Genomic DNA, 26,512 nt, shown 5'->3' with positions numbered 1-26,512 from the left:
CGAACACGACGTGACCGTCGAGACCAACAACGACCGCATCGCCGGCGACCTCACCAAGTGGCTGGCCGCCCGCGCTACCTAAAACACGGCCTAGGCCGTCCGGCACGTTCGCCCGTCCGCTCCCGCTCGCCGGCCCCGGCCGAAGGCGGGAGGGGAACGATCCAGGACCCTGGAATACTGACCTGATGCCACGCGTACTGCTGATCGAGGACGACCCTTCCATACGGGAGGGCGTGGGCCTGGGCCTGCGCCGCAGGGGCCATGACGTGAGCGCGGCCGAGACCGGCGAGGCCGGCCTCCTCCTCATGGCGAGCTTCCACCCCGAACTCGTCCTGCTCGACCTCATGCTGCCCGGCATCAACGGCGTCCAGGTCTGCCGCCGGATCCGCGAGACCAGCCAGGTCCCGATCATCATGCTCACCGCGCGCGGAGACGACTTCGACATAGTCGTCGGCCTGGAAGCCGGCGCCGACGACTACATCGTCAAACCCGCCCGCACCGAGGTCATCGAAGCCCGCATCAAGGCCGTACTGCGACGCCTCAGCGAGCCCGCGGGCGGGCGCCCGGGCGTGGAGCTGCACGGGGAGCTGGCCATCGACCGCGCGGGCCTCACCGTCGCCAAGAACGGCGGGCGCGTCCCCCTCGCCCCCAGCGAGCTCAAGCTCCTGCTGCACCTGTCGGCCTCGCCCGAGCAGGTCTTCTCCCGCCAGCAGCTCCTCGAATACGTGTGGGACCACAGCTACCACGCCGACGCCCGCCTGGTGGACGCCTGCGTACGGCGCCTGCGCCACAAGGTCGAGGACCCCGAGGCGAGCCCCCGCTACATCCAGACCGTGCGCGGCTTCGGCTACCGCTTCGGCCCGCTGTAGGCGCGCGGGTGAGACGTTTCGCACCGCTCGGCCTGCGCACCCGGCTGATCGCCGCCTTCCTGCTGGTGGCCGCCCTCTGCGCGGGGACCACGGCCGCGCTCACCTACCAGCAGGCCCGTAACGCGATCCTCAAGCAGAGCCAGGACACCGCCGTCAGCACCCTGCGCGACCTGGTCGAGGCCCAGACCACCCAGCTGCCCATGCCGCAGCAGGAACTCCAGCGCCTCGTCGGCGAGCTGGGCAAGCGCGGCCAGCCGCACCCCTGGACGGTGTACGGGGAGTACGGGAAGCTGCGCGCCTCCTCCAACCCGGGCGCCACCACGTCCACCGTCATCAGCGAACAGATCCGCCGGCAGGTGAGCGCCAACCCGCACGGGGCCTTCGAGCGCACGAGGGACCGCCTCGGCAACCTCTACCTCGTCGTCGGCATGCCGGCCGTCTTCCAGCACAACGGGGGCCGCGAGGCCACCGGCGCCGTCTTCTACGCCGTGGTGTCCCTGGACACCGAGCAGACCACCGTCACCGCCATGGTCGACGCCGCCAAACAGGGCGCCGTCCCGGGCCTGGCGATCGCCGTCATTCCCGCCCTGCTCGCGGCGCGCAGCGTCCTGCGGCCCGTACGGGACATGCGCAAGGCCGCCCAGCGCATGGGGCGCGGCCGGCTCGACACCCGCATCGAGGTCCGCGGCGCCGACGAACTCGCCGGACTCGCCCGCACCTTCAACGAGACGGCCCGCGCCCTCGAACAGTCGGTCAGCGAGCTCCGCGACGCCGAGGCCCGCGCCCGCCGCTTCGCCGCCGACGTCTCGCACGAACTGCGCACCCCGCTCGCCGGGATGCTCGCCGTCACCGAGGTCCTCGACGAGGGCGCCGAGGACCTCGACCCCGACACCGCCAAGGCCCTGCGCCTCGTCAGCGCCGAGACCGGCAAGCTCGCCGTGCTCGTCGAGGACCTCATGGAGATATCCCGTTTCGACGCCCGCGCCGCCGAGCTCAACCTCGACGACGTGGACGTGGCAGAGGCCGTCACGAAGACGCTGGAACGCCGCCACTGGACCGACGGCCGGGTCCGCACCGACCTGCCGCCGGACGTCCGTGCCCGGCTCGACCCCCGACGTTTCGACGTGGTCCTCGCCAACCTCGTCGGCAACGCCCTCAAACACGGCGGAGCCCCGGTCGACGTGAGCGTCCGTACCGCGTCCGGGCCCGAGGGAGACCGGCTGCTGATCGAGGTCGCCGACAGCGGGCCCGGCATCGCCCCCGAAGCGCTGCCGCACATCTTCGACCGCTTCTTCAAGGCCGAAGCGGCCCGCACCCGCTCCACGGGCAGCGGACTGGGCCTGGCCATCACCCTGGAGAACGTCCGCCTGCACGGCGGCACCCTGCACGCGGCCAACGGTCCCGCGGGCGGAGCCCTGTTCGTCCTCGACATGCCGCTGGAGGCCCAGGCATGAACCCCGTACGCAGGGCCCTGGCCGTGGCGGCGGCCCTGACCGGTCCGGTGCTGCTCGCCACCGGCTGCGGCAGCATCGCCACCACGGGGGTGGTCGAGAGCGGCAGCGCCGGCACCGTGAACCTGGCCACCCTGCCCTATCCGGACCTGCTGTACTTCATCTCGCCCGACGGCGGACTCGTCCCGGTCACGGTCTCCGACCAGGCCAGGCTGACGCCCAGCGTCGTGCTCAGGATGCTGCTGGCCGGGCCGGGCACCACGGCGCGGGACGCGGGCCTGACCACCGAGATCCCGGCGCCGGAAACCAAGGAGTACGTCCCGACGGGCATCACGGTCCAGGACAACGGCAAGAGCCTCAGGGTCGTCCTGCCCTTCCCGGTCGGACCGCTGTCCGACCTCGCCCGCCGCCAGCTGGCGTGCACGGCCCGGGCGACCGCGCACATCGACCCCGCTCCGCGGATCCTCCTCGCGGGCACCGACGGCAAGGAGGAGCAAGCCGCCTGCGAGGCCGGGAGCTGAGCCCCCGCGCCGGCCGGCCACGGGCGTCCGGCCCGGGCGGCCGAAGGCTCCGGCCGCCCTCCGTCCGCGTGGCCCTCTTGCGGTCCCGGCCCCCGCCCCGCCACCGTATGGCCCATGGACCAGCCGGACTCGGACCCCGTCCTCACCCGGGAGCAAGCGGGGGACGCCCCCGACGTCTTCGACCCGCGCGTCTACGCCGAAGGCGTCCCGCACGACCGCTACCGCCTGCTGCGCGACCACCACCCGGTGGCCTGGCAGCGCGAGCCGGAGGTCCTCGGGTGGCCCGCCGGCCCCGGATTCTGGGCCGTCACCCGCCACGCCGACGTGGTCCGGGTCCTGCGCGACCACGCCGCGTACTCCTCCCGCCTGGGCGCCACCCAGATCCGCGACCCCGACCCGGCCGACCTGCCGTTCCTGCGGCGCACCATGCTCAACCAGGATCCCCCCGAGCACGGGAAGCTGCGCCGGACCGTCGCCCGCGCCTTCACCCCGGCCCGGGTCGACGCCTTCGCCTCCCGGGCCCGCGACCGCGCCCGTACGCTGCTGCGCGCCGCCCGGGACGGCGCCGAGGGCGGCAGCGCCGACGTGGTGCGCGCGGTCACCGACGAGTACGCGCTGCTGAACCTCGCCGACCTGCTGGGCGTCCCGGCCGCCGACCGGGGCCTGCTCCTGGAATGGACGGTGCGGATCATCGGCTACCAGGATCCCGAGGACGCGCCCGCACCGCGGCTCGGCCCGGACGGGAAGCCCCTGAACCCGCGCTCCCCGGCGCTGCTGGGCGAGATGTTCGGGTACGCCCGCGAACTGGCCGCCTCCAAGCGGGCGCACCCCGCCGACGACGTGATGACCACGCTCGCGCTCGCCGGGCTGGAGGACGCGGAGCTGGAGATGTTCTTCTTCCTGCTCACCGTCGCGGGCAACGACACCGTCCGCGGCGCGGCCCCCGGCGGACTGCTGGCCCTGGCCCGCGACCCGCGCGCGTACGCCGAACTCGCCGACGGGCGGGCACCGATGGGCCGGGCCGTCGAGGAACTCCTGCGCGTCCACCCGCCGGTGCTCAGCTTCCGCCGCACCGCCGCCGCCGGCACCGAGCTCGCCGGGCAGCGGATCCGGGCCGGGGACAAGGTGGTGGTCTTCCACGCCTCCGCCAACCACGACGAACGCGTCTTCGCCGCCCCCGGGCGCCTCGACCTCGGCCGCGACCCCAACCCGCACGTCTCCTTCGGGGACGGCCCGCACGTCTGCCTCGGCGCCCACTTCGCCCGGCTCCAGCTGCGCGTCCTCTACGAGGAGTGGCGCGCCCTCATGCCCGCCCCCGAACTGACGGGCCCGCCGCGCCGGTTGGTCTCGAACTTCATCAACGGCGTCACGCGGCTGCCGCTACGGGTGTCCGGGCCGCCTCGGTGACGTCCACCAGCAGCTCGGCCACGTCCGGTCCGTAGGCATCGGAGTTGGTCACCTTCAGCAGCACGCAGAAGGAGGCCGCGCGGTACCGGCGGGCCATCTGCACGTGGTGGCGGGCCAGGAAGCGGGCACCGGCCTGGTTGCTGATCGCGGTCTGCCCCGAGATCAGGAACACCGGCCGGGTGCCCGGACCCGTGGTCAACCGGGCGAGCACCACGTACTCCACCTGTCCGCGCTGCCAGCGGTACGACTCCCCGCCGACCTTGATCGCTCCCCGGTCCGGACCGGGCTCGCTGCTGATGTCCACCAGGACGCCCGGCAGCATGGAGGCGAGGTGGGCGGCCGTCCGCGCGTTGGAGACGGGCCCGCCGACACAGAACTCGGCCCGCTCGCCGAAGCCCTGGCGGACCCCGTCGTGCGAGACGATCTGCAGGTTCGCCCCGCAGTCCTTGATCAGCGCGGATATCTCCAGGAGCGCGAAGGCGTCGTTGCGGTGCACCGACCCCTCCGTGCCGCCCATCTGCCGGTTGACCACGAACAGGCAGTCGGAGCCGTTCGGGAGCCCGAAGAAGGCCTGCTTGCGGCGCAGTGCGCGGCGCCACAGATAGGTGCGGGCGAACCAGCCGAAGCCGCCGCTGACGGCGGTGGCCACCACGCCCAGCACGATGTTGCGCACGTCTTCGTTCATGGCGCGGATGTTAACCCGCGCGGTGCCGTCATGACGCGGGGGGTGCGGTGAAGTTAAAGTGCCGAGCCTAGGCCTGGGCCAGGGGGGTCTGACAGGCCGTCTACTGGAGGTACGGATGCGTCGTCCCGCCGCACGTCAGTTAGTCCTCGTCGCACTCGCCGGCGCGCTCGTCTCCACCGGCGCCGCCGCCCCGCCGTCGCAGGAGGCCGCGGGCCCGACGCCGGCCAAGGTGCCGGTGGCCACCGGCTACGGCGGGGCCGTCGCCAGCGTCGACGCCGACGCCAGCGCGGCCGGCATCGCCGTGCTGCGCTCCGGGGGCAACGCCGTGGACGCCGCAGTCGCCACGGCCGCCGCCCTCGGCGTCACCGAGCCGTACTCCGCCGGGATCGGCGGCGGCGGCTACTTCGTCTACTACGACGCCCGGTCCGGCCGCGTGCGGACCATCGACGGCCGGGAGACCGCCCCGGCGACCGCCACGGCCACGCTGTTCCAGGAGAACGGCGTCCCCATCCCCTTCGCCGAGGGCCAGACCAGCGGCCGCGGCGTCGGAGTCCCCGGCACCCCGGCGACCTGGCAGAGCGCGCTGGAGTCCTGGGGCACCCGGCCGCTGGCACAACTGCTCAAGCCCGCCGAGAAACTGGCCCGCGACGGCTTCGGCGTCGATGCCACCTTCCGGGCGCAGACGGAGCTCAACCAGGACCGCTTCAAGGACTTCCCGGACACCAGGAAGCTGTTCCTGCCCGGCGGCGCCCTCCCCGTGGTCGGCTCCACCTTCAAGAACCCCGATCTGGCGGCCACTTACGCCGAGCTCGGCCGCAAGGGCGCGGGCGCGCTCTACCGGGGCCCGCTGGCCGAGGACATCGTCCGCGCCGTCCGCACGCCCCCGGTGGACCCCGCGGCCACCCGCGTGGTGCGTTCCGGCGACCTGACCGCCGCCGACCTGAGGGCCTACGGGACCAAGCGCCAGGAGCCGACCCGGGTCGGCTACCGCGGCCTGGACGTCTACAGCATGGCCCCGTCCTCCTCCGGCGGCACCACCGTCGGCGAGGCGCTGAACATCCTGGAGCGCAGCGACCTCGGGCCGCTCTCCGAAGCCCAGTACCTGCACCGCTTCATCGAGGCCTCCCGGATCTCCTTCGCCGACCGCGGCCGCTGGGTCGGCGACCCGGCCGCCGAGGACGTGCCGACGCGGGAACTGCTCTCGCAGCGGTTCGCCGACGCGCGCGGCTGCCTCATCGACCCGGGCAAGGCCCTGACCAGCCCGGTCGCTCCGGGCGATCCGCGCCACCCGGTCGCCTGCGCCGAGGGCGGGCAGGCCGCCCCCACCACGTACGAGGGCGAGAACACCACGCACCTGACGGTCGCCGACCGCTGGGGCAACGTGGTCTCCTACACCCTGACCATCGAGTCGACCGGCGGCAGCGCCATCACCGTCCCGGGCCGCGGCTTCCTGCTCAACAACGAGCTGACCGACTTCTCCTTCGCCCCGGCCGCCCCCGGCGTCCCGGACCCGAACCTGCCCGGCCCCGGCAAGCGGCCGCGCTCCTCGATGTCCCCGACCATCGTGCTGGAGGACGGCCGGCCGGTACTGGCCGTGGGCTCCCCGGGCGGCGCGACCATCATCACCACCGTGCTCCAGACGCTGATCGGGCACCTGGACCGCGGCCTGCCGCTCGTCGACGCCATCGCCGCGCCGCGGGCCAGCCAGCGCAACCAGACCACCACGGAGCTGGAGCCGGGCCTGTGGAACAGCCCGGTCCGCGCCGAGTTGGAGGCCCTCGGCCAGGGCTTCCGGCAGAACCCGGAGATCGGGGCGGCCACCGGCGTCCAGCGGCTGCCCGACGGGCGCTGGCTGGCGGCCGCCGAGACGACCCGCCGCGGAGGCGGCGCGGCGATGGTGGTGCACCCGCACGGGAAGCCGTAACGAACCTGAGGGGAGGGCGGCAGGGGGCGGCGCCGCGGCCGGGGCCGTGCCGGTGAACGGGCCGGGGCGGTGCCGGTGGCGCGTCGGTACGGGGCGGTGCCCCCCGGCCCGCGGGGTGACGTCGCCCGCAGGGTGACGCCGCCCGGCCGGGCGCCCGCTCGCCCCGGTCGCGGCTACGGAGCGGTGAGGATCCTGGGGCCGGCTTCGGTGATCGCGACCGTGTGCTCCGCGTGCGCGGCGCGGCTCCCGTCGACGGTCCGCAGGGTCCAGCCGTCGGCGTCGCAGCCGTAGTCGTCCGTGCCGCCCGCGATCAGCATCGGCTCGATGGCGATCACCATGCCGGCGCGCAGCTTCGTCCCCTTCCCGGCCGGGCCCTCGTTGGGCACGCCCGGCTCCTCGTGCATCGAGCGCCCGATGCCGTGGCCGCCGAACCCGTCGGGGATGCCGTAGCCGGCGGCGCGGCAGAGCGTGCCGATGGCGTGCGCGATGTCCCCGACGCGGTTGCCCGGCCGTGCGGCGGCGATGCCCGCCGCGAGGGCGGCCTCGGCGGTCTCGATGAGCCGCAGGTCGGCGGGGCGGGCCCGGCCGACGGTGAAGCTGACGGCCGCGTCGCCGACCCAGCCGTCCAGCTTCGCCCCGCAGTCGATGCTGACCAGGTCGCCGTCGCGCAGCAGGTACCCGTCGGGGATGCCGTGCACGATGGCGTCGTTGACCGAGGCGCAGACGACCGCGGGGAAGGGCACCGGCGCGAACCGCGGCCGGTATCCGAGGAAGGGCGAGCTCGTGCCCGCTTCCCGCAGCACCTCGCGGGCCACCCGGTCGAGTTCCAGCAGGGATACGCCGACGTCCGCCCGGTCCCGGACGGCGGCGAGGGCGTGCGCGACGACGCGGCCGGCGGCGCGCATCTGGTCGATCGATCGGTCTGTCTTCAGTTCCACCATGCCAATAACTATACCGGTATAACTGTAACGGGATAGTTATTGGCCTCCGGGGTAGGATGGAGCCATGGTCCGAACCCCCCTCACCCCCGAAGAACGCGAGCGCGGCGAGCGCCTGGGCGCCCTGTTGCGGGCGGCACGCGGCGGCCGCAGCATGGTCGAGGTCGCGGCCAGCGCCGGGCTCTCCGCCGAGACGCTCCGCAAGATCGAGACCGGGCGGGCTCCGACCCCCGCCTTCTTCACGGTGGCGGCCCTCGCCGGGGCGCTGGGGCTCTCGCTGGACGAAGTGCTGCGGCGCTGCGCCCTCGTGCCGGTCTGACGGAGCCGCCTCGGCCGATCGGCCTCCTCAGCCTGCCGTTCGGGCGGGCGCGGCGTCCGAACGGCTCAATCGGCGGTGGGGCGGGCGAGGCGCGGGGCAAGCGTGAACTCGTGCCAGACATCAACGCATCCGCATCCAAGCGAGTCGGTCTCGGAATCGTCGGCGCCCTCCTCGCGGGCGGCCTGCTGCTCGCGGCATGCGCCGCCCCCGAAGGCCGGGCCCGCGCCAAGGCCGAGGGGGACTGGTCTTCCCCCGCCCGGGCATCGTCGTCGGCCACACCCGGCTCCGGCGCGCGCGGCAGATGACCGCGGCCGGCAGGGAGCCGTGGAGCTCTGCGCACCGGGCGCTCCTCCGGGGGCGGGGGCGGGGACGGCGAGGGGGGAGTCGGTCGGCCACGGGGAGGCCGCGTCGGCGCAGGGGAGCGGACGGGCCGTTCCGCATAGGGTTGGCGCATGACGCTTGAGGAGCTGGGCAAGGCGCGGTACGTCAGTCTCACCACCTTCCGCAAGGACGGGACCCCGGTGGCGACGCCGGTGTGGGCGGTGGCGGACGGCGGTGAGCTGTACGTGTGGACGCGCAGTGACTCGTGGAAGGTCAAGCGCATCCGCAACAACGGGCGGGTGACGGTGGTCGCGTGTGACGCGCGCGGCCGGGTGGCCGAGGGCGCCGAGCCGAGGGAGGGCGAGGCGCGTCTGCTGGACGAGGCGGGGCTGACGCGGGTGCGCAGGCTCCTGTCGCGCAAGTACACGTGGCAGTTCTGGGTGGTGGACGTGCCGGCCGCCGTGTTCCGGCGGGGCAAGCGGCCGCACACCGCGATCGAGGTCAGGTTCGCCCCGTCCCCCAAGCTTTGAGACTCCCGTAGCCCGCCCGTAACGCGGGTGGGATCCAATGCCCGGATGGAGACCGCGACTTCACAGGTGATCGGTCAACTCTCCGCATATATGCGGGAGTTGACGCAGAGGCTGGATCCAGGGGCGGGCTGGTACGGGGAGTTCCTGCGACGGGACCCGGAGGGGATGCGAGCCTGCCTGACGGGCGCCGCGATGCCGCCGTGGGACGTACTCGAGTCCCTGCTCGGGGACTTGGCGGCGGTGGGCTGGGCCGACCCTCCGGGGTCGATGGCGGCGGGTGGCACGGGTGGCACGGGTGGCACGGGTGGCGGGGGACGCTCGGCGCCGGCGGCGGGGCCGGGGGGACCGGACGGACCGGGCGGCGCGGGTGCGGCTGTGGGCGCGGGTGCGGGTGCGCTCGCGCGGGAAGCGCGGTACGCGGCCGGGCTGCGGGCGGCCGCGGTCGCCGTCTGGGACCGACTGCCGGGCGGGGCCGAGGAGCTGTCCACCCTGCTGGCCGCGGCGGACGCGCAGCGGGCGCAGGCGCAGGCCCTGCTGCGCGGGCTGTCGGTGCGGCTCGCTGAGGCGGCGGATCCGGCGATGGCGGACGCCCTGGCCGGGGAGATCTCCTGGACCCGGGACGACGTGGCCCGGGCGGCCGCCCGGCACGAGGACCTGACGGCCCGGCTGGCCGCGGTGGCTCCGGCCGGGGGGCCGGAGCCCCGTGCGGACGTGCCGGGGCAGCGCGAGCGGGCGCCGGTCGGACGGGCCGAGGGGCGGTGGCTGCGCGGCGCGAGGCGAAGCGGCGGGGCCCGGCACGCGGGCGCGGTGGTGTCGGAGGAACAGGCCTCTGCCCTGCCGCCGGACGGCCCGTCCTCCGGTACCCCGCTGCGCGGCGCCCGCTTCGGCTGGCCGGCCCGGACGGGCGCGGATCCGGAGGCCGCTTCGGCCCCGGTACCGGCGCCCGGCTCGACCCTGGCGTTCGGCTCGGCTCCGGCGCCCGGCTCGGCTCCGGCGCCCGGCTCGACCCCGGCATCCAGCCCGACCGCGGTCCCGACCCTGGCCCCGGTCCCGACCTCGACCTCGACCCCGGATCCGTCCTCCGGCCTTCCCGTGCGCGACGCCCCGTTCGGGAGGTCGGCCCGGCAGGCTCCCGGCGGGCTCGCGGAGGCGCTCGTCGCGCTGCGCTCCCAAGGGCGCAGCGGCGAGGCCCACGCCCTGCTCTGCGAGGCCGCCGCCGGACCCGCGGAGCGGTTGCCGGGGCTGGGGGAGGAGCTGGTGCGGGCCGGGCTGGGGGCCGACTGGGCCACGCTGCTCTGGGAGGCGGCCTCGCTGCCGCCCGCAGGGTTCGCCGCGGCCGCCGCCGCGCTCGGGCCGGCCGACTGCGGAGCCCTGCTCCGCCAGGGCGCCGCCCGCCCCGCGGCGGAGATCGCCGAGGCGGCCCTCGCGCTCGGCGGGGCCGGCCGCTCCCGGGAGGCCGACGCCCTCCTCGGCGCCTTCGTCAGGGTCCGCACCGCCGAGGAATCGGCCCGGCTGGCCCGCCGTGACCCGGGGTGGTTCGCGCCCCGGCTCCTGCGTGCGGCCGAAGCCATTTCGGGGTCGCACCACCGGGACCTGCTGCACGCCCTGCGCGTCGCGAAGCTGCCCGTCTCCTGACCGCAAACGATCACGTGCCGACGTATCCGCGCCGCATCGCCGACGTATCCGCCGCCATCTCCGGCGAATCTTGATCGACTACTCCAACCGCGCACGGCGGTCTTGCCCCGGGCTGTAGCGAGGCCTACCTTCAACTCCCTACGCGCAGCCGTGCACCCCTCTACGTGCGTAGAAGCCGGCGTACCCGTCGCGAGGAGCAGCTCATGGCCCAAGTCGTCCGCGCCGCACTGGTCCAGGCCACCTGGACCGGAGACACCGAGTCGATGATCGTGAAACACGAGGAGCACGCCCGCCGGGCCGCTGCCCAGGGCGCGAAGATCATCGGCTTCCAGGAGGTCTTCAACGCCCCCTACTTCTGCCAGGTCCAGGAGCCCGAGCACTACCGCTGGGCCGAGGCCGTCCCCGACGGTCCGACGGTCCAGCGGATGACGGCGCTCGCCCGCGAGACCGGCATGGTGATCGTCGTGCCGGTCTTCGAGCTGGAGTCCGAGGGCTTCTACTACAACACCGCCGCCGTCATCGACGCCGACGGCAGCTACCTCGGCAAGTACCGCAAGCACCACATCCCCCAGGTCAAGGGGTTCTGGGAGAAGTACTACTTCCGCCCGGGCAACCTCGGCTGGCCCGTCTTCGACACCGCCGTCGGCCGGATCGGCGTCAACATCTGCTACGACCGGCACTTCCCCGAGGGCTGGCGCCAACTCGGTCTCGCGGGAGCCCAGTTGGTGTACAACCCGTCCGCCACCTCCCGAGGCCTGTCCGCGTACCTGTGGCAGCTGGAGCAGCCCGCCTCCGCCGTCGCCAACGAGTACTTCATCGCCGCGATCAACCGCGTCGGCCAAGAGGAGTACGGCGACAACGACTTCTACGGCACCAGCTACTTCGTCGACCCGCGCGGCCAGTTCGTCGGGGAGGTCGCCAGCGACAAGGAAGAGGAACTCCTCGTCCGCGACCTCGACTTCGACCTGATCAAGGAGGTCCGCGACCAGTGGGCCTTCTACCGCGACCGTCGCCCCGACGCCTACGGAGGGCTCGTTCAACCGTGACCAACCCGATCCCCCTGCACAGCCGGCACCGCACCGTACTGCCCGACTGGCTCGCGCTCTACTACGACCGCCCCATCGAGCTCACCCACGGCGAAGGCCGCCACGTCTGGGACGCCGACGGCAACCGCTACCTGGACTTCTTCGGCGGCATCCTCACGACGATGACCGCCCACGCGCTGCCCGAGGTCACCAAGGCCGTCTCCGAACAGGCCGGCCGGATCATCCACTCCTCGACCCTGTACCTGAACCGGCCGATGATCGAACTGGCCGAGCGGGTCGCCGCGTTGTCCTCGATCCCGGACGCCCGGGTCTTCTTCACCACCTCCGGCACCGAGGCCAACGACACCGCCCTGCTGCTCGCGACGACGTACCGCCGCTCCAACCAGATCCTGGCGATGCGCAACAGCTACCACGGCCGGTCCTTCTCCACCGTCTCGATCACCGGTAACCGCGGCTGGTCCCCGACCAGCCTCTCGCCGCTCCAGACGTACTACGTGCACGGCGGCGTCCGCTCCCGCGGGCCCTTCGCGCACCTGAACGACGCCGATTTCACCGCGGCCTGCGTCGCCGACCTCGAGGACGTCCTCGGCCAGGCCCGCGGCGGCCTCGCCGCGCTCATCGCCGAGCCGATCCAGGGCGTCGGCGGCTTCACCTCCCCGCCGGACGGGCTCTACGGGGCCTTCCGCGAGGTCCTCGACCGCCACGGCATCCTCTGGATCAGCGACGAGGTGCAGACCGGCTGGGGCCGTACGGGCGAGCACTTCTGGGGCTGGCAGGCCCACGCCCAGAACGGCCCGCCGGACATCCTGACCTTCGCCAAGGGCATCGGCAACGGCATGTCCATCGGCGGGGTCGTGGCCCGCGCCGAGGTGATGAACTGCCTCGACTCCAACTCCATCTCCACCTTCGGCGGTTCGCCCGTCACCATGGCGGCCGGCGTCGCGAACCTCGCGTACCTGCTCGAGCACGACCTCCAGGGCAACGCCCGCCGCGTGGGCGGCATGCTGCTGGAGCGGCTGCGTGCCATCGCCGCGACCGTGCCCGCCGTCCGGGAGGTGCGCGGCAGGGGCCTGATGGCCGGGCTGGAGCTCACGAAGCCCGGTACCGACCAGGCCGACCCGGACGCGGCCGCCGCCGTGCTCGAGGCCGCCCGCGCCGGAGGCCTGCTGCTCGGCAAGGGCGGCGGGTACAACACGAGCGTCCTGCGCATCGCGCCGCCGCTCTCGCTGACCGTCGCCGAGGCGGAAGAGGGCGCCGACATCCTCGCCGAGGCCCTGCGCAGCCTCAACTAGCCACGGGGGAGACGTACATGAGCATCCGCACCCTGATCACCGGCGGCCTCGTCATCACGGCCGCCGACGAACTCCACGCCGACGTCCTCATCGAGGACGGCCGGGTCGCCGCCCTGGCCGCACACGGCTCGGCGGCGGCCGAGGCCTGGACGGCCGACCGGACGATCGACGCGAGCGGGAAGTACGTCATCCCCGGCGGGGTCGACGCCCACACCCACATGGAACTGCCCTTCGGCGGCACCGCGGCCTCCGACACCTTCGAAACCGGCACCCGGGCCGCCGCCTGGGGCGGCACCACCACCATCGTGGACTTCGCCGTCCAGACGCCGGGCCACGCCCTGCGCGAGGGCCTCGACACCTGGTACGCCAAGGCCGACGGCCAGTGCGCCGTCGACTACGCCTTCCACATGATCCTCTCGGACGTCAACGAGCGGACCCTGAAGGAGATGGACCACCTGGTGGGGGAGGGGGTGACCTCCTTCAAGCTGTTCATGGCCTACCCGGGCGTCTTCTACAGCGACGACGGGCAGATCCTGCGCGCCATGCAACGGGCCTCCGGCAACGGCGGGCTGATCATGATGCACGCCGAGAACGGCATCGCGATCGACGTCCTCGTCGAACAGGCCCTGGCGCGCGGGGAGACGGATCCGCGCCACCACGGCGAGGTCCGCAAGGTGCTGCTGGAGGCGGAGGCCACGCACCGTGCCATCCAACTGGCGCGCGTGGCCGGCTCCCCCCTCTACGTGGTCCACGTCTCGGCGGAGGAGGCGGTGGCGGAGCTGGCGGCGGCCCGCGACAAGGGCCTGCCGGTCTTCGGTGAAACGTGCCCCCAGTACCTCTTCCTGTCCACCGACAACCTCGAAGAGCCCGATTTCCAGGGCGCCAAGTACGTCTGCTCCACCCCCCTGCGCCCCCGCGAGCACCAGGCGGCCCTCTGGCGCGGCCTGCGCACGAACGACCTCCAGGTGGTCTCCACCGACCACTGCCCCTTCTGCTTCCGGGGCCAGAAGGAGCTGGGCCGGGGCGACTTCTCGAAGATCCCGAACGGCCTGCCGGGGGTCGAGAACCGCATGGACCTCCTCCACCAGGCCGTCCTGGACGGGCACATCAGCCGCCGCCGCTGGATCGAGATCGCCTGCGCGAGCCCGGCCCGGATGTTCGGCCTCTACCCGCAGAAGGGCACCATCGCACCGGGCTCCGACGCCGACATCGTCCTCTACGATCCGCACGCCGAGCAGGTCATCTCCGCCGAGACGCACCACATGAACGTGGACTACTCGGCGTACGAGGGCAAGCGGATCACCGGACGCGTCGACACGGTCCTCTCGCGCGGCGAACTCGTCATCGACCGGCGCGAGTACACCGGCCGGGCCGGCCACGGAGCCTTCATCCCCCGCTCCAACTGCCAGTACCTGTAGGCACACCGCACCGCACACACCGCACCGCACACACCGCACCGCACCGCACGCACCGCACTGCACGGCACGCAGCAAGGAGCAGCCCGTCCATGGACTTCGGCCTCGTCCTCCAGACCGACCCGCCCGCCTCCCAGGTCGTCAGCCTCATGAAGCGCGCCGAACGCAACGGCTTCCGCTACGGCTGGACCTTCGACTCGGCGGTCCTCTGGCAGGAACCCTTCGTCATCTACAGCCAGATCCTGGCCAACACCCAGCGCATGCACGTGGGTCCGATGGTCACCAACCCGGGGACGCGCACCTGGGAGGTGACCGCCTCCACCTTCGCCACCCTCAACGACATGTACGGCAACCGCACGGTCTGCGGGATCGGCCGCGGCGACTCCGCGATGCGGGTCGCCGGCCGTGCGCCGAACACCCTGGCCCGCCTGGGCGAGGCCATCGAGGTCATCCGCGACCTGGCGGAGGGCCGCGAGGCGCTGGTCGAGGGCAACCCCGTCCGCATCCCGTGGATCACGGACGGGAAGCTCCCGGTGTGGATGGCGGCGTACGGGCCCAAGGCCCTGGCCCTGGCCGGCCAGAAGGCCGACGGTTTCATCCTGCAGCTCGCCGACCTCTACCTCACGGAGTGGATGATCAAGTCGGTCCGTGAGGCCGCGACGGCGGCCGGCCGGGACCCGTCCTCGATCACCATCTGCGTGGCGGCCCCGGCGTACGTCGGGGAAGACCTCGCGCACGCCCGCGACCAGTGCCGCTGGTTCGGCGGGATGGTCGGCAACCACGTCGCCGACCTGGTCTCCCGGTACGGCGAGCACTCCTCGATGGTCCCGGACGAGCTCACCGAGTACATCAAGTCCCGCCAGGGCTACGACTACAGCCACCACGGCCGCGCCGGGAACCCCGCCACGGACTTCGTCCCCGACGAGATCGTCGACCGCTTCTGCCTGCTGGGCCCGGCCGAGGCGCACATCGAGAAGCTCCGCGCCCTGCGCGACCTGGGCGTCGACCAGTTCGCGGTCTACGACATGCACGACGCCCGGGAGGCCGTCATCGACGCGTACGGGTCAACCGTCATCCCGGCACTGAACGGCTGACGGCGGAGGCCCGGCCTGCACCGGCCGGGCCCCGCGACCGGTGCTCACATGCCGAGGTCCTTGCCGTCACCGGGGCCCCTGGGGCGCTGCTCAGGTCCCTGTCCGGGTTCCCGCCCCCGGCCCCTGCCGGACGGAGGCCCGGAGGCCGACCGCCCCTGGCTCCAGCCGGCCCCGCGCTTCCGCAACTGGCTGACGGGGGAGAACCCCAGCGCCTCGGTCCGGGTTCGGGCCGGGGGCTCCTGCCCCTGCTCACGGGGAGCCGCCGCCGCTCCTTCGCCTTCCCGCGCCGCTGTTTCCTCCGCCCCGCCCGTGTCTGATATCGGCTCCGGCTGTTCCTGAGACGGGTCCGTGGCCGGCCCTTCCCCCGACTCCCCGCCCGGATCCAATCCCAACTCGGGGGGCGCGTCGCCCTCCTTCGGAGGCTTGTTCTCGTACGGCCCCATGTGATTCCAGAAGGTGTTCGGGTCCTCATCCGAGGGTTTCTCGGCGGGGCCGCCACATGCGTCCTCCGGGGCTTCGTTTTCGGCTTCGCCGAACTCACCGGTCATGAGGTTCCTCCTCCTTCGCTGCCTCCGTCGTCGCCGTCGTCGTCGCCGACCTCGCTCTCGTCCGCTTCACCACGCCGGGCCTCACGAGCGCGCATCATCATCTGGACGGGCAGGAGCCCCCGTTCGGCGGCTGCCAGCTCCCGCCGGCGCCTCGCCTCCGCCTCCTCATCGGTGTCCGGAGTGGCATTGGACTCGTACCTCGGGGGGTCCATCGGTTCCATGTGGTTCCAGAAGGCATTCGGGTCGTCTTCCGGAGCCTGGCTCAAGTAGGCGTCCTCCGTCGTCTCCACCGGTTCCTGTGCCTCGACGCCCACATCGGCGGCAGCGTCACCGCCGTCCGTGCCGCCTTCGCCGCCTTCGCCGCTCATGCAGGTCCTCCCTCGGACTGGTTACGGCCCACGATCGTCTCGGAGCCGGCTGGTGCTTTCACGATATGAGTCAATGCAGCCTGGAATAGGCCGAGTTCAGCTTTCCTCGCTTCCGTGGTTTCGGGAAGACGCTGTTCTGAGTAGGCGTCGTGGGTCCGCTGTTTGACGCCGTAGCTGAGGGGGGTGTGGAACTGGACCTCGAAGGCCGTGCCCGACACGGGTTCCTTCCAGGAGGTATTCACGCCCCGGTACTCCCGGCCCTTCCAGGCGTTCCGTATGCTCAGTGGCTCGTACCCCAGTGCGCTCAGCGCGGTGATCGCCTTGTGCGAGCCTTCCGTGTACGTGGCGTCGGGGAGCTGGACGGTGTAGCGGACGGCATCCTTGACGTTGGCCAGCGGGTTCCCCTCCTTGCCGTCCTCGGCCGCGTAGCCGGCCACCTTGCGGCGGATCGATTCCTCATCCTTGACGGAGTGGTCGAGGCCGACCAGGTGGACACGGTGCCAGTCCGCGAGACGTTCCCCGGAAGTGCGGACATCCCTGCCTTCCACCTTGGCCCGTTCGAGCTCGTCGCCCTCGGTTCCGCCGGCGGCCACGACCACCTTCTTCATGGCCTCCCGAAGCACCTTTTCCCGCTCGGTCGCGTCCCGGTGGAACCTCGTGACCGCGTCGGGTTCTCCTTCGTCCTGGGCCTCGTGGCGCTCGAAGCTCTCCCAGGCCGCCGCCGCCTCGGACGCATCCGGCTCCGACTCCGTGGTGTTCCCCGTCTCCGATCCCTCCGGTTGTTTCTCCATCTCTCCTCCTGTACCTAGGCCGTCCGGCGTGCGAGCAGGGCCGCATCGAAGCCGTACTCGGCCGCCACGTGCACCGCGAGGCAGTACCCCACGGCCGTGGCGGTGTGTTCCGGATGCCGGTGCGCGAGTTCCTGCCTGCAGGCTTCCATCGCGAGGCCCATCGCATCGATCGCGGCCTTGGGGCCTCCGGCGCGCGCGACCTGCGTGCGGGCGCGCTGGAGGAACGGCAGCGCACCCGTGGCGACGGCGGCCCGTGCCCGACAGGGACGCTCACAGCCGAGGCAGGCTTCGAACGGACGGATCGCGGGCTTCTCCGCCGGGTGGGGCGGGAGCGGGGTGCGGGTGACCATTGCGTGCCACAGGGCCGCTTCGTAGGTGCGCCCGGTCGTCCCGGGGAGCTGCCCGAGGCGGCGCAGGGTCCGGACGTGGCGTCGGATTCCCGTCCCGACCAGGCAGCTGATCCGGGATCCGGGGTGTGACGAGGTCAGCGGGCGCATCAGGCCCACCACGTCCGCGTCACCACCGGTCGCCGTCCACAGGGCCACGGTGAGTTCCGCTTGTGCGCCGGCCCCCTCGCTGATGTGGTGGTGGGTCGCGTCCTCGGGGCGGTGGCACCGCGCCCCGTACTGCTGCGGTCCCGGTGCAGGGGGTTCTCCGGGGCCGACCGGGGCCAGGTCGGGGGCGACGACCTGGACGGACTGGGGTCGGACCAGTTCGCGGGAGGACACCAGGCAGCGTCCCACGGTCAGTGAGCCGAGCATCGAGGTCTCCGTGTCGGCCAGGCCCAGCGCGCCGCCCAATGACTGCTGATCGTCGGTGTCGACGATCCGGTGGGCGAGTTTGAGGTTGGTGTTGCGCAGGACCTCACGGGCCACGGCGGCCGGGCTCTGGTCCACCACGACCAGCGCTTCTCCGTACGCGCGCACCTCCGCCAGCAGCTGGGTCATCAGTCGGGAGGCGACCCCGGCCGCGTCGCCGTCCTCGGCCGCCGTGGGGCGCGGCTCGGGCATCAGGCGGTGGGCCTCCTCGATGACCGTCACATGGGTGACGCCCGCGGACTCTCCCCGGGACCGTGCCGCGTCGGAGATGTAGAGGACCAGCAGGGCGGCGAGGAATGCGCGTTCCTCCTCGTCTCCCAAGTCGCTCAGCCGAATCAGGGTGGGCCGCTCGGTCAGCCAGCCCGGCGGTCCGCTGCCCGCCACCCGCTCCGCCCGTCCGGGCTGGAGGAGCAGCCGCAGGCGCAGCCCCAGTGCGGCCCGGATGTTGCTCTCCACCTCGCCCTGGTAGCGGAGTTCGGTGATCAGGGAGTCGATCCGGGCTGCGGCGTCGTGCAGGGTGACCTCGGAACCCGCGGTGGCGTCGGTGGCCAGCTCCTCCAGGATCAGCGCGGTCACGTACGGCATGGGTACGGGCATGCCGAAGGCGGCGCGGAAGGCGGTGCCGACCTGGGCGATGTGCTGGGCGGGGGGACGGCCGGGCCACGGTGCGAGGACGTTCATCCGCAGCTCGGCCCCGGAAACGATGGTCAGGCCGCCTTCCAGAGCGCCGGAGAGCCGTGCGTAGTCGCCCTTGGCGGGGTCGATGACCAGGAAGGGCACCCGGTGCTCGTTCCACAGCTGGAGGAGCATGCTGCTGGTGGTGGTGCTCTTGCCCGATCCGGTGATGCCCGCGACGAAGGCGTGTCCGGCGAGATCGTCCACGTCGATCCGTGCCGGGAGGTCCGTACCCAGCCAGTGACCGAGGGAGAGCGGGCGCCGGGGCCGGGTCGAGCGCCGCCCGGCCGGCAGGGTACGCCGGATCTGGAGGTCCCCCACGGCATCGGCGGGAGGCACGAGCAGGGAGCCCAGGTCGCGGGAGCTGAGCCAGCCCACGGCGGGCGGTGATCCGGCCAGGCACCGGGAGGTGTCCCAGTCCTGTGCCCGTCCCTCGGGCGCCGCCGCGGTATCCGCCTGCAGCGCGCGGGTGAAAGCCGACCGGACCACGGCGGCCGTCTCGGAGGTACGGGCGCACAGGTGTACGCCGACGCTCCACCCGCCCGTGCGCAAGCAGTCGTCGACGAGAGCCTGCCAGGCGCCGAGGGCCGTGGTGACGGCCTCGGCGCGGGGGTCGACCACGGAGGTCTGGCGATGCTCGGCGATCCCTTCGGAGACGGTGACCAGGCGGGCCGCCCGAGCGCTCAGCCGGGTCAGACGGCTGCCCGCCGCGGTCAGTTCGGGGGCGTCCAGGGGGCGCAGGGTCAGGACCGCACACCAGCCGGCCAGGGGAAGTCCGAGCAGCCCGGCGAGATGCGGCAGCCGGTGGTCCTCGGCCGGGCCGCTGCCGGCCTGGAGGCCGGCGGCCCGGGAGCGGCAGACGACGGCCTCCTCGGTGTGTGCCGGGTCGGCGACCACCGACCAGCCGGGCGGGAGGCCCGGTTCCCAGATGAAATCCGGGGCCTGGTCGGAGAGCCACTGGCGGACGGCGCCGGTCCCGCTGTCCAGTCCGACGGCCACCCCCGCGCCACCGGCTTCGTCGGAGCCGACGACGAGGGCCGCCGGCCGTCGCAGTGCGGCGAGGGAGCTCCAGGCGGCCGTGGCCCGGGCGGCGGCGATCCGGGGATCCTGCTCGGCGCCGGCCTCGCGCAGGCAGAGCCAGCTGAACCGGTCGGGGGAGAAGCCGAGTTCGTGGAGCGGGGCCGCCGGGGAGTCCGGGCCGGGGCCGCGCGAGAGGAGTTCCTCGGCCGTGGCGAGGGCCCCCGCGCCGGGGGCCCAGTCGCGGGAGAATTCCAGGAGCGCCGCGACCTGTTCCAGCAGCGGCGGCAGGGTCCCGTACGCCCGCGGTCCGGAGGGGTCCCGTGGTGCCTTGGCTCCGTCGCCCGCGGTCCACGTCATGAGAGGACCGCCGCGGCCTGGACGCAGAGCGTCACGGCGAGGACGGCGGTGAGCGCCCAGGCGGTCCCGTCGGCCCAGACCCCCAGGCGGAACCGGCGGGCGGTGCGGGTGGTGACCACGCTGGAGGCGGCGCCGCCGGGCGCGGAGAGTATCTCGGCCCGCCGGATCCGGACGTGGCCCCCGCGCAGGCCGCGGAGGCGCACCCGGATCAGATCGCCCTGTCGTACCTCGGGTCCCACGAGTTCGCCGACCAGGGTGCACGCGGTGACCTCGCCGGACATGTCCCGGATCCGGAACCGGCGTACGGTCCGGTGGAGTTCGCCCTGCCCTGCCGACTGGGCGGCCCGGCTCCCCTGCCGGTATCCGGCGACGGCGAGGCGCAGGGCCGTTCTGAGCAGGGAGATACCGCCGCGGACGAGGGACTGTGCGAGGGAGAGGAGACCGCCTGAGCCGCTGGGGCCGCGGACGCCCCGGAACATCATTCCGACGGCGAAGAGCATCACGCCCAAGGACAACAGGAAGAAGAGGAGCTGTTCCAGCGCGCCGCCGAACGGTACGCCCGGACCACCCTGCGCAGTCGCGAGCCGCACCAGCGCGAACACCAGGTGCAGCAGTCCGAGGGCGACCAGTGCGCCGAACCCGAGCATCCGGCGGCGCATCGTGTCGAGCACCACGGGTCCGTCGACCAGCCCTTCCAGGTGCCTTCCGCCGGGTCGCTGCGGGTCCGGGGCCGGGGGTGCGGACGAGGGGTCCGTGCGCAGGGGTGCCGGGTTCGCCGGGGAGGCGGGTCGTGCCGGTGGCGGCATCCGCCCGGGCGGCGGGGTCCCGGAGTGACCGGCGGCCGACGAGGGGGGCGCGTGCCGCACGGTGTCGGCCGGAGGGCCTCCCGGTACGTGGACGATCCGGCGCGGCGCCGTAGGGCCCGGCCGGTCGCCACCCGGATCCGTGGCCGGTCCGCCGGTCCGCCGTACCGGTGGCAGGGGAGGGAAGAGGGGGGCGTCGATGTCGTCGGGGGGACCGGGGGGTGGGGGGAACAGCGGGGGGTCGGACGGGTCCGACGCCGATCGCCGAGGCATGCCGCAGTGGGCGCAGGGGCCGCTTCCGGGCTCTTGCTCGCGGCCACAGTTCCAGCAAGTCCTCATCATTCCCCCGGAGTTGCCGATCGAATATGGCTCAAGCTTCTAGGACTTCGGCGCAGAACTGCGTAGTTTTAAGTAAATTGACGGTCCATCATGACCAGATCCGATCAGCGTGTCCGGGGGGAGCGTATGGAATTCGGACAGCGGCTGCGCCGTGTCCTGGGCCCGTTCGAGCGGGAGTCCGCGAACCGTGCGGCAGCAGGCCCGAACCAGAGCGCGGCGGCGGGAGCCGCCGCGGGTCAGCTGGCCGCCGGACTCGCACGTCCCCGTCACGCCGGCCTCTTCGAAGCCCTCCACCGGCTGGACGCCGGCCTGAGCCCCGAGGCGCTGCGCGAACTGACCGAATGGATCCGCGAGGAGTACCGGAACGAGTACGGCGACTTCCCGGTGGGCTGGATCGCCGTATGCGGCCTCGGCCCCCCGTACGTCGACCACCGCCTCGACCTGACCATGGCGGTCCTCCAGCACTACACGCCGGCCGACCTGCCGCCCGAGCCCTACGCGCGGGCCCGGACGCTGATCCGCACCGGCGCCTATCCGCTCGTCGAGGTGTACGCCAGCGGAGCCCTCGTCCCGGTACCGCCCGACGGAGTGGTCTACACCCGCGGTCTGTGAGCCCATCGCTGCCCGACCCGAACAGGAGCCGAAGGCTTCATGGCAAACATCGGAAACATCGACTTCCACCTGCGCAACCAGGTCTCGCAGCTCACCGGTCTGGTCAACCGGCTGGACATGCACCTGATGAACGTGTCCGGACAGGTGGCCGGGGTCGAGGCGGCCCAGCGCGACGCCCGGGACTCGCTGCAGAAGCTGCGCGACGACTTCATGGAGTTCGTCCGCTCCTCCCAGCTCGCCGACGCACTCCAGCGGTCAGAGACCAGGATCGGCGTGCTCCAGGACCGCATCGAGCACGAGTTCGGCCACCACAAGGTGGTGCGCCGCACCACGGTGGGTCTCCTCCAGGCCTTCGACACGGGCCTGGTTTCCGAGGACGCCGTACGCTCCGTCAGCGACGAGCTGATGATCCAGACCCCCCGGTACTGGCTGGCACCCGCCCTCGTGGCGCTGGCAGCCTGGTCCTCCGACGACCGCACACTGTGCGACCGGGCCGTCACCGAAGCCTTCCGGCGCTCTCCCGGCCGTACCTCGCTGCTCTTCGCCCTGATCCTGCGCCGCCAGAACCGGCAGGCCTCCGCCGTGCGCTGGCTCCTGCACTACCTCCGGGCCCAGGATCCGACCGCACTGGGCCGGGAGTTCGCCGTCATCCTGGAATCCGTGGCGCAGGGAGCCTTCGGACCCGCCGGCCGTGAACTCCTGCGCACCGTCCTCGACAACTGGCTGGAGGCACTGCTGGAGGGCGAGCAGGCCGTCGCGGTCCAGGTGCAGCGCTGGCGCGCCGAGGTGGCGGCGCACATGCCGCCTTCCTCGAAGCCGGACTTCCCGACGCTGTCCGCCGTGTCACCGCAATGGCCCAAGCTGGAGTACGTACTCGGCTGCGCCGAGGCGCACCGGGCGCTGCTGGCGAAGTACACCCGGCTGATGAACCAGGAGGGCCGGCTCACCGACCGGCTGGAGGACCTGGTGGACGACATCCTCGACCGCCTCGTGTCCGAGTACGACAACGAGGAACTGCCCCTGCGCCGAGACCTGGCGTACAACGAGTCCGTCCTCGCGTACGACGGGGACACCACCGCGGCCCGCACGGCTGCGGACGCCGACGCCGCCTCGTTGGAGGAGAAGCTCGACTACCTGACGATCCAGTCCGCCTCCGCCCTCAACCCGGCGGCGATCGGGGTCTCCGAGGCCACCCAGCGGCTGGCCGTCGGCGCCTGCCACAGCTGGTTCCGGCAGGCACACGCCGAGTTCAGCCGGGACTACCGGACGCACATCCCGGCCGCCATCGAGGCCGTCTACGGGACCAGCCACAACCTCGGGGCACAGACCTTCGGGCTGCCACGCTGGACCGGAGTGTTCACCACCCCCATGGACCAGCTGGAACGCTCACTGAGCGACCACTGGGACACGCACGCACGCCCGTTCATCGCCGGACTCGTGCCCGCGTGGAGCACGCTCCTGGTACGCCCGGTGGTCGTGCTCGGCATCGTGCTGTTCATCACGATGAGCCTGCAGCCGCTCGCCGGCCTGGTGATCACCCTGATGGCGGCCGGGGTCTGGACCCTGATCATCGCGCAGGGCAGACGCGCGGCCTTGGAACGCCAGCGGTACGCGCAGGGGGTGCTGGACCGGTCGAAGGCGGACTCGTTGCGTCAGCTGCGTGCGGCCGGAGCCGAACTCGTCGACTTCGAAAGCCGGTTCCGCAGGGCCGACGCCGAGGAGGCGGACGTGCGCCGGATGATCGACGGCCTGGCCGGTGCGGGTCACGGGAACTCCCCCTTCGAAGGACGCGTCGTCCGTCCGGACGACGGCCCGGCCGGCAATCCGACGGAAGGAACACGATGAGCAGCAACCAGCAGGACGCGGGCCGGTCCCACGTCCAGCCGTGGGCCCGGCAGCCCGAGGCCACCGGGCCCTCCACCGCACGGCTGCGCCGGATCGTGGAGGGCCTGCCCGACTGGGAGCCGCTCCCGCCCGGAGAGATCCTGGTGCGCAGGGGCGGGAACGGCTGAGCCGGTGCTGTGGACTTCTGGAGGCCGCTACCGTGCGTGGGCCGACCACCTCGACACATGGGCCGACGGGCAGGCGCCGGTGAATCCCGCCCTGCCCCGGCTCGAACCGGACGATTTCGCCGAAGACACGTGGACACGGCTGGTCGAACGTCTCCGACAGGCCCTCGACCAGCGGCTGAACCGCTGGAGCCGGCAGCTGACGGAGGCGATGGCCGGGGCGGACGACGAGTTCTCCGTCGGTCGCGCCCTCGTCCAGGCCCGCTCCGGACTCCAGGAGATCCGCGGCATGGCGGGCCACCCCGGCCTGCCCGCCGACCTCCGCGACCGGCTCCGGGAGGCGGTCGACGGACAGATCCGCGATGCCCAGAGCTCCCTCGAGCAACAGGTGGAGGACATGCGCAGGACCGGCGTCGACGCACGCCTGGTCGAAGCGCGGCTGCGCGCGGTACGGGACAGCTCCCTGGTGGGTGCACTCGACGGCCCGCTCCCGACCGCAGCCCTCCCTCCCGACCCCTGGCGCCAGGATCCGGCGACCCGGCCACGCCGCCGGGTGATCACCGACTGACACAGGCTCCGAGCCGATCATCACCTGCCCGCCCTACGGGAACCGCCCCACGGGAACCGCCCCACGACCGACAGAAGGTCTCCATGCCCCTCTTCGCCGAGGCACGCCGCGATCTGGACAGCTACATCGCGGCCCGTATCCCCGTCGTCGGTCTGCGCACCATCGAGCAGCCGCGGGCGATGAGGCTGGTCCGGGAGGCCGCATCCAGTCCGGCCCGGGCCGGACTGCCCTTCTGGGTGTACACCCGGGCGACCGGACTGCGTGATCTGCGGACCAACGCACCTGTCAACGACGACCGCTCCCTGACGGGTGCCATGGAGTTCGCCGCGGCCCAGTTCACCACGCGGGCCCAGGCCACGGTCGTCTTCGTAGACCCCGACGACGTCAGCGGCGACAGTCCCTTCACCCGCCACCTCGCCGAACTGGCACGACTCGCCGACAGCAACTCCGGCTGCCTGATGCTGATCACGGACACGCCCATCTGGACGGGGCTGCTCAGGCTGGGCATGACCCTGCAACTGGACCTCCCCGACGCGGAGGAGATGTACACGCAGATCAGGAGCTTCCTGGGCGACCACCACGGCGTCGTGCCGATCGAATGGACCGAGCAGGACACCCGGCGGGCCGCGGAGTTCCTCGTCGGCGTCACCGAGGCCGAGGCGGTCAACCTGCTCGCGACCATCGTGGCCAAGGGCTCGGTGAAGAGGGAGGACGTCCACCTGCTGGCCCGCGCCAAGGACAGGATCTTCGGTGACCTGGCCGGGCTGGAGCGGGTCCAGGTCAAGGAGGCCGACCGGCAGATCGGCGGACTGGCCACCCTGCGGACCTGGCTGCGCAACAAGCAGGAGCTCCTGGAGTCGGACCTGCGCGGCACCGGGCTGCGCCCGCCCCGCGGGGTGCTGCTGGTGGGCGTTCCGGGATGCGGCAAGTCGCTCTCCGCCAAGGCGATCTCCTCGGAGTGGCGGCTGCCGCTGTACCGGCTGGACCTGGCCTCGATCCTGGGCAAGTACGTCGGCGAGTCGGAGGGAAGACTCAAGGACGCGCTGGAGACCGTGGACCGGATCTCCCCCTGCGTGCTGTGGATCGACGAGATCGAGAAGGGGCTGGCCGGGCAGAACGACTCCACCGGAGTCAACCGGCGACTGGTGGGGCAGTTCCTGTTCTGGCTGCAGGAGAGTGATTCGCGGTCCTTCGTGGTGGCCACCGCGAACGACGTGCGCAGCCTGCCGCCGGAGCTGTTCCGCAAGGGACGCTTCGACGAGCTGTTCTTCGTCGACCTGCCGGATGAGGCGGACCGGCGGGACATCATCTCCATGTACTACGAGCGGTACGTGAAGGCCAGCCCGTCACCGGATCTGCTCGACTCCCTGGTGTCGGAATCGGAGGGCTTCGCGGGCGCCGACCTCGAATCGGCCCTGCACGACGTGGGCGCCACCCGGCACATTCGCGGCGATGCGGCGGTGACTCCGGAGTTCGTCAGGGAAACCTTCGCCAACACGATGCCGCTGAGCCGGACCAACCCCGAGCAGATCGAGGACATCAGGGCGTGGGGCCGGGACCGCGCCGTCCCGGCCGGCACCCCCGCACCGACGCCCGGACCCGCTGGTCGTCGAGTCGGCCGCCGCATCATCCCGCAGCCGGGGGAGGCGTAGCACCCGGACCCGCTGCGACGACAGGGCCGACCGAGACGAGACGAAGGGGAGAGTAACGAGCACACGGACTCCTCCCGCGAACGGGCCGCTGTCCGCACCGGCCCCGCCCACGCCCTGAAGTGCTGGATCCGCTGGGGCGGCGGGCCCGGCCAAGTGGGTGGCCCGGGTCGGCCGGCCCGGGTGGGTCTCAGTGACGTCCTCGCAGCCGGGCGAGGAGACCGCGGGCCTGGGCGCGCTTGCGCGGATCGGCCGCCGCCCGGCGGGCCGACTCGATGGTCCGCCGCCCCTGGGGGCTGCGGCTGAACTCCTTGAGCCTGGTGAGCAATCCGGCCATAGTGCCCTCCCTGGGGTCGACGTCCGAGGCCTCGCTCGTACCCCGGATCGGGGGGGGGGGGCCCGCCCCCCCCCCCCCCCGGGGGGGGGGGCGCCCGCGCGCCGGGCCCCCCCCCCGCCCCCCCCGGGGGGGGGCGCGGGCCGTCCCCCCCCCCCGCCCCCCGCCGCGGCG

The 26,512-nt window shown here is 72.9% G+C and carries 24 protein-coding genes; 17 read left to right on the top strand and 7 right to left on the bottom strand.

Features of this window, described 5'->3' with window-relative positions; translation table 11 throughout:
- The first annotated feature begins 185 nt into the window (after nucleotides 1-185).
- The 4 genes from ACWF9Z_RS28720 (at nucleotide 186) to ACWF9Z_RS28705 (ending at nucleotide 4,248) form a co-directional block, all read left to right on the top strand.
- On the top strand, nucleotides 186-869 hold the full coding sequence (locus tag ACWF9Z_RS28720) for a response regulator (protein WP_453606578.1): 684 nt from the start codon (nucleotides 186-188) through the stop codon (nucleotides 867-869).
- A gap of 8 nt (nucleotides 870-877) precedes the next feature.
- Entirely contained in the window at nucleotides 878-2,323 is a 1,446-nt protein-coding gene (locus ACWF9Z_RS28715) for an ATP-binding protein (protein ID WP_453606576.1), read from the top strand.
- A complete protein-coding gene (locus ACWF9Z_RS28710; protein ID WP_453606573.1) occupies nucleotides 2,320-2,841 on the top strand; it encodes a hypothetical protein in 522 nt (173 codons plus the stop codon). The genes ACWF9Z_RS28715 and ACWF9Z_RS28710 overlap by 4 nt, the downstream gene beginning before the upstream one ends.
- Before the next feature lie 114 nt (nucleotides 2,842-2,955).
- On the top strand, nucleotides 2,956-4,248 hold the full coding sequence (locus ACWF9Z_RS28705) for a cytochrome P450 (protein ID WP_453606571.1): 1,293 nt from the start codon (nucleotides 2,956-2,958) through the stop codon (nucleotides 4,246-4,248).
- Here ACWF9Z_RS28705 and ACWF9Z_RS28700 read toward each other — a convergent pair.
- Nucleotides 4,208-4,933: a hypothetical protein gene (locus ACWF9Z_RS28700; protein ID WP_453606568.1), complete on the bottom strand. Its 726-nt coding sequence runs from the start codon at nucleotides 4,931-4,933 to the stop codon at nucleotides 4,208-4,210. The two genes, ACWF9Z_RS28705 and ACWF9Z_RS28700, sit on opposite strands and share 41 nt — an antisense overlap.
- Nucleotides 4,934-5,048: 115 nt before the next feature.
- On the opposite strand from ACWF9Z_RS28700, the gene ggt reads away from it, so the two are divergent.
- On the top strand, nucleotides 5,049-6,857 hold the full coding sequence (gene ggt / locus ACWF9Z_RS28695; protein WP_453606565.1) for a gamma-glutamyltransferase: 1,809 nt from the start codon (nucleotides 5,049-5,051) through the stop codon (nucleotides 6,855-6,857).
- Nucleotides 6,858-7,030: 173 nt separating this feature from the next.
- Here the strand turns inward: ggt and map are convergent, their stop codons facing one another.
- Nucleotides 7,031-7,798 (bottom strand): type I methionyl aminopeptidase, encoded by a 768-nt coding sequence (gene map / locus ACWF9Z_RS28690; protein WP_453606563.1) that lies wholly within the window; start codon nucleotides 7,796-7,798, stop codon nucleotides 7,031-7,033.
- 64 nt (nucleotides 7,799-7,862) lie between these two features.
- Here map and ACWF9Z_RS28685 point away from each other — a divergent pair, with 64 nt between their 5' ends.
- The 7 genes from ACWF9Z_RS28685 (at nucleotide 7,863) to ACWF9Z_RS28655 (ending at nucleotide 15,447) form a co-directional block, all read left to right on the top strand.
- Entirely contained in the window at nucleotides 7,863-8,114 is a 252-nt protein-coding gene (locus ACWF9Z_RS28685) for a helix-turn-helix domain-containing protein (protein WP_453606560.1), read from the top strand.
- A 452-nt stretch (nucleotides 8,115-8,566) separates the two neighbouring features.
- Nucleotides 8,567-8,965 carry a PPOX class F420-dependent oxidoreductase gene (locus tag ACWF9Z_RS28680; RefSeq protein WP_453606557.1) on the top strand — a complete coding sequence of 133 codons (399 nt, stop codon included), beginning with the start codon at nucleotides 8,567-8,569 and terminating at the stop codon, nucleotides 8,963-8,965.
- Nucleotides 8,966-9,010: 45 nt separating this feature from the next.
- Nucleotides 9,011-10,600, top strand: coding sequence for a hypothetical protein (locus tag ACWF9Z_RS28675; protein ID WP_453606555.1), 1,590 nt, complete (start codon nucleotides 9,011-9,013; stop codon nucleotides 10,598-10,600).
- A 203-nt stretch (nucleotides 10,601-10,803) separates the two neighbouring features.
- Complete coding sequence (locus ACWF9Z_RS28670; RefSeq protein WP_453606552.1) at nucleotides 10,804-11,646, top strand: nitrilase-related carbon-nitrogen hydrolase; 843 nt, start codon at nucleotides 10,804-10,806, stop codon at nucleotides 11,644-11,646.
- Nucleotides 11,643-12,938 carry an aspartate aminotransferase family protein gene (locus tag ACWF9Z_RS28665; protein WP_453606550.1) on the top strand — a complete coding sequence of 432 codons (1,296 nt, stop codon included), beginning with the start codon at nucleotides 11,643-11,645 and terminating at the stop codon, nucleotides 12,936-12,938. The genes ACWF9Z_RS28670 and ACWF9Z_RS28665 overlap by 4 nt, the downstream gene beginning before the upstream one ends.
- A 17-nt stretch (nucleotides 12,939-12,955) precedes the next feature.
- Nucleotides 12,956-14,356, top strand: coding sequence for a dihydropyrimidinase (hydA, locus tag ACWF9Z_RS28660; RefSeq protein WP_453606547.1), 1,401 nt, complete (start codon nucleotides 12,956-12,958; stop codon nucleotides 14,354-14,356).
- 89 nt (nucleotides 14,357-14,445) lie between these two features.
- On the top strand, nucleotides 14,446-15,447 hold the full coding sequence (locus ACWF9Z_RS28655) for a TIGR03842 family LLM class F420-dependent oxidoreductase (RefSeq protein WP_453606544.1): 1,002 nt from the start codon (nucleotides 14,446-14,448) through the stop codon (nucleotides 15,445-15,447).
- 544 nt (nucleotides 15,448-15,991) lie between these two features.
- On the opposite strand, the gene ACWF9Z_RS28650 is transcribed toward ACWF9Z_RS28655, so the two are convergent.
- Genes ACWF9Z_RS28650 through ACWF9Z_RS28635 form a run of 4 tightly spaced genes read right to left on the bottom strand, consistent with a single transcriptional unit; the run spans nucleotide 15,992 to nucleotide 20,695 of the window.
- Complete coding sequence (locus ACWF9Z_RS28650; protein ID WP_453606542.1) at nucleotides 15,992-16,363, bottom strand: hypothetical protein; 372 nt, start codon at nucleotides 16,361-16,363, stop codon at nucleotides 15,992-15,994.
- Nucleotides 16,360-17,154, bottom strand: coding sequence for a hypothetical protein (locus ACWF9Z_RS28645; protein WP_453606539.1), 795 nt, complete (start codon nucleotides 17,152-17,154; stop codon nucleotides 16,360-16,362). The genes ACWF9Z_RS28650 and ACWF9Z_RS28645 overlap by 4 nt, the downstream gene beginning before the upstream one ends.
- Nucleotides 17,155-17,168: 14 nt before the next feature.
- Nucleotides 17,169-20,024 carry an ATP-binding protein gene (locus ACWF9Z_RS28640; protein ID WP_453606536.1) on the bottom strand — a complete coding sequence of 952 codons (2,856 nt, stop codon included), beginning with the start codon at nucleotides 20,022-20,024 and terminating at the stop codon, nucleotides 17,169-17,171.
- A complete protein-coding gene (locus ACWF9Z_RS28635) occupies nucleotides 20,021-20,695 on the bottom strand; it encodes a hypothetical protein (RefSeq protein ID WP_453606533.1) in 675 nt (224 codons plus the stop codon). Before ACWF9Z_RS28635 ends, ACWF9Z_RS28640 begins: the two co-directional genes overlap by 4 nt.
- Before the next feature lie 597 nt (nucleotides 20,696-21,292).
- Between ACWF9Z_RS28635 and ACWF9Z_RS28630 the strand changes: the two genes are divergently transcribed.
- The 5 genes from ACWF9Z_RS28630 (at nucleotide 21,293) to ACWF9Z_RS28610 (ending at nucleotide 26,007) form a co-directional block, all read left to right on the top strand.
- Nucleotides 21,293-21,778, top strand: coding sequence for a hypothetical protein (locus tag ACWF9Z_RS28630; RefSeq protein WP_453606530.1), 486 nt, complete (start codon nucleotides 21,293-21,295; stop codon nucleotides 21,776-21,778).
- A 39-nt stretch (nucleotides 21,779-21,817) separates the two neighbouring features.
- Nucleotides 21,818-23,623 (top strand): hypothetical protein, encoded by a 1,806-nt coding sequence (locus ACWF9Z_RS28625; RefSeq protein WP_453606527.1) that lies wholly within the window; start codon nucleotides 21,818-21,820, stop codon nucleotides 23,621-23,623.
- On the top strand, nucleotides 23,620-23,790 hold the full coding sequence (locus ACWF9Z_RS28620) for a hypothetical protein (protein WP_453606525.1): 171 nt from the start codon (nucleotides 23,620-23,622) through the stop codon (nucleotides 23,788-23,790). Before ACWF9Z_RS28625 ends, ACWF9Z_RS28620 begins: the two co-directional genes overlap by 4 nt.
- A 4-nt stretch (nucleotides 23,791-23,794) precedes the next feature.
- A complete protein-coding gene (locus ACWF9Z_RS28615) occupies nucleotides 23,795-24,355 on the top strand; it encodes a hypothetical protein (protein WP_453606522.1) in 561 nt (186 codons plus the stop codon).
- 83 nt (nucleotides 24,356-24,438) lie between these two features.
- The gene (locus tag ACWF9Z_RS28610) at nucleotides 24,439-26,007 is read left to right on the top strand and encodes an AAA family ATPase (protein ID WP_453606519.1); all 1,569 of its coding nucleotides are present in this window, start codon (nucleotides 24,439-24,441) and stop codon (nucleotides 26,005-26,007) included.
- Nucleotides 26,008-26,194: 187 nt separating this feature from the next.
- Here ACWF9Z_RS28610 and ACWF9Z_RS28605 read toward each other — a convergent pair whose 3' ends face one another.
- Nucleotides 26,195-26,341 carry a hypothetical protein gene (locus ACWF9Z_RS28605; protein WP_453606516.1) on the bottom strand — a complete coding sequence of 49 codons (147 nt, stop codon included), beginning with the start codon at nucleotides 26,339-26,341 and terminating at the stop codon, nucleotides 26,195-26,197.
- Nucleotides 26,342-26,512 lie beyond the last annotated feature (171 nt).

The organism is Streptomyces sp. NPDC054961 (assembly GCF_053609145.1).
The sequence above is the reverse complement of the archived record's forward strand: the minus strand, read 5'-3'. Positions and strand labels throughout refer to the sequence as shown.

What these genes read in the sequence shown, in the direction of transcription:
- ACWF9Z_RS28645 (WP_453606539.1), bottom strand. Translation starts at nt 17,154, where the DNA reads ATGGAGAAACAACCGGAGGGATCGGAGACGGGGAACACCACGGAGTCG.
- ACWF9Z_RS28680 (WP_453606557.1), top strand. Translation starts at nt 8,567, where the DNA reads ATGACGCTTGAGGAGCTGGGCAAGGCGCGGTACGTCAGTCTCACCACC.
- ACWF9Z_RS28640 (WP_453606536.1), bottom strand. Translation starts at nt 20,024, where the DNA reads ATGACGTGGACCGCGGGCGACGGAGCCAAGGCACCACGGGACCCCTCC.
- ACWF9Z_RS28670 (WP_453606552.1), top strand. Translation starts at nt 10,804, where the DNA reads ATGGCCCAAGTCGTCCGCGCCGCACTGGTCCAGGCCACCTGGACCGGA.
- ACWF9Z_RS28720 (WP_453606578.1), top strand. Translation starts at nt 186, where the DNA reads ATGCCACGCGTACTGCTGATCGAGGACGACCCTTCCATACGGGAGGGC.
- ACWF9Z_RS28705 (WP_453606571.1), top strand. Translation starts at nt 2,956, where the DNA reads ATGGACCAGCCGGACTCGGACCCCGTCCTCACCCGGGAGCAAGCGGGG.
- ACWF9Z_RS28685 (WP_453606560.1), top strand. Translation starts at nt 7,863, where the DNA reads ATGGTCCGAACCCCCCTCACCCCCGAAGAACGCGAGCGCGGCGAGCGC.
- map (WP_453606563.1), bottom strand. Translation starts at nt 7,798, where the DNA reads ATGGTGGAACTGAAGACAGACCGATCGATCGACCAGATGCGCGCCGCC.
- ACWF9Z_RS28675 (WP_453606555.1), top strand. Translation starts at nt 9,011, where the DNA reads ATGGAGACCGCGACTTCACAGGTGATCGGTCAACTCTCCGCATATATG.
- ACWF9Z_RS28655 (WP_453606544.1), top strand. Translation starts at nt 14,446, where the DNA reads ATGGACTTCGGCCTCGTCCTCCAGACCGACCCGCCCGCCTCCCAGGTC.
- ACWF9Z_RS28605 (WP_453606516.1), bottom strand. Translation starts at nt 26,341, where the DNA reads ATGGCCGGATTGCTCACCAGGCTCAAGGAGTTCAGCCGCAGCCCCCAG.
- ACWF9Z_RS28710 (WP_453606573.1), top strand. Translation starts at nt 2,320, where the DNA reads ATGAACCCCGTACGCAGGGCCCTGGCCGTGGCGGCGGCCCTGACCGGT.
- ACWF9Z_RS28650 (WP_453606542.1), bottom strand. Translation starts at nt 16,363, where the DNA reads ATGAGCGGCGAAGGCGGCGAAGGCGGCACGGACGGCGGTGACGCTGCC.
- ACWF9Z_RS28610 (WP_453606519.1), top strand. Translation starts at nt 24,439, where the DNA reads ATGCCCCTCTTCGCCGAGGCACGCCGCGATCTGGACAGCTACATCGCG.
- hydA (WP_453606547.1), top strand. Translation starts at nt 12,956, where the DNA reads ATGAGCATCCGCACCCTGATCACCGGCGGCCTCGTCATCACGGCCGCC.
- ACWF9Z_RS28620 (WP_453606525.1), top strand. Translation starts at nt 23,620, where the DNA reads ATGAGCAGCAACCAGCAGGACGCGGGCCGGTCCCACGTCCAGCCGTGG.
- ggt (WP_453606565.1), top strand. Translation starts at nt 5,049, where the DNA reads ATGCGTCGTCCCGCCGCACGTCAGTTAGTCCTCGTCGCACTCGCCGGC.
- ACWF9Z_RS28630 (WP_453606530.1), top strand. Translation starts at nt 21,293, where the DNA reads ATGGAATTCGGACAGCGGCTGCGCCGTGTCCTGGGCCCGTTCGAGCGG.
- ACWF9Z_RS28625 (WP_453606527.1), top strand. Translation starts at nt 21,818, where the DNA reads ATGGCAAACATCGGAAACATCGACTTCCACCTGCGCAACCAGGTCTCG.
- ACWF9Z_RS28700 (WP_453606568.1), bottom strand. Translation starts at nt 4,933, where the DNA reads ATGAACGAAGACGTGCGCAACATCGTGCTGGGCGTGGTGGCCACCGCC.